The 1365-nt window shown below is 64.4% G+C and carries 2 protein-coding genes; both read right to left on the bottom strand.

Annotation, left to right across the window (positions count from 1 at the left end):
* The coding region (locus EN879_RS36020) for an AMP-binding protein (RefSeq protein WP_164774837.1) at window positions 1–383 on the bottom strand (383 nt) is incomplete at its 3' end.
* 333 nt (window positions 384–716) lie between these two features.
* A partial coding sequence (gene hisG, locus EN879_RS36015; protein ID WP_127274719.1) for an ATP phosphoribosyltransferase occupies window positions 717–1365 on the bottom strand: 649 nt, incomplete at its 5' end.

The raw sequence follows: 1365 nt of genomic DNA, 5'->3' as shown, positions 1-1365 counted from the left end.
ATGTTGACCAGGATCAGGCCGATGCGGGCGGTGGCGAACTGCGTCACCAGCCATTCCCAGCGGTTGGGCGACCAGATGCCGACGCGATCGCCCTTTGCCAGGCCCAGTGCCAGGAAGCCGGCGGCCAGCGCATCCACCGTGTCCGAAAGTTCGCTCCAGGTGAAGCGCTTGTTCTGGTCGACGAAGACGGCGGCGTCGAGCGTGCCATATTTGCTGACCGTCTCGGAAAACAGCGCGGGGATGGTCTTGTCGAGCAGCGGCACGCTGCGTTCGCCAGAGACATGCGCCCTACCATCGACGGGTGCGACGAAGACACCGCCCGCTCGCGCTCCGCGTCCGCGCAGATTGCTGGCATTCTTCAGCTCGTCGAGATTGACCGGCATCGCTCTCTCCTCCCGGGATTGGCCGAGCCTATCAGCCTGAGGGGGTGGTGAAAATCCCGGCGATAGTCGTGGCAGGGCAACGATCCGGCCCACGACGCTTCGGGGCCTTCGTTGGTTGATGAACATCAAACGCAAAAACCCGCCTGGGCGGCGGGTCACTGGCGCAAATCAGCACCATAGGTAAAAATGTAGCATAGCTGCTCTCACCAGTCAAGGAAATAATTCCTATACAGGAAAGCCCCGGCGCAAGGCTACCGACACCGCGGGACGGCCGCCGTCAGGGTTTTCAAGCCGGGTTCGGAGCCGTGAGGGGCAGCGGGCGAAGGCCCGCCGCTATCCGACCGCAGCCGCCATCTTCGCCGCGATGTCGCGCAGGACCGCTTCATCGGCCGCCGCCCGTGTCTTCCTGGACGCCACGAGACAAGCCTGCGAGCGAAGGACGAGGCCATCGCCCAGCACCTTGAGATGATTGGCGCGCAGCGTCGAGCCGGTGGTTGTGATGTCGACGATGACATCGGCCAGTCCGGCCGCCGGCGCACCTTCGGTGGCCCCCAGGCTTTCGACGATGCGATAAACCTGGATGCCGTGCTTCTGCGAGAAGAATTGCTGGGTCAGCCGCCAGTATTTGGTGGCGATGCGCAGCCGCCGGCCATGGCGCTGGCGAAAATCGGCAGCGACGTCGTCGAGGTCGGCCATGGTGTCGACATCGAGCCAGATGTCCGGCACGGCCACCACGACATCGGCATGGCCAAAACTGAGACGGGCGACGATTTCGGCGCGGCTCTCCCAGTCGGCAAGGTTTTCACGCACCAGGTCCTCGCCGGTGATGCCGAGATCGACGGCACCCTGGCCGATCTCGCCTGATATCTCGGAAGCCGACAGGAACACCACTTCGACATCGTCCAGGCCCTCGACGCGGGCGTGGTATTTGCGCTCGTCGCCGGGCAGGCTGACGGCTAACCCGGCTTTGGCCAGCACGTCC

It is taken from the genome of Mesorhizobium sp. M7A.F.Ca.AU.002.02.1.1, from assembly GCF_003998535.1.
Lineage (GTDB): Bacteria > Pseudomonadota > Alphaproteobacteria > Rhizobiales > Rhizobiaceae > Mesorhizobium > Mesorhizobium ciceri.
This window is presented reverse-complemented; position numbering and strand designations above follow the sequence as displayed.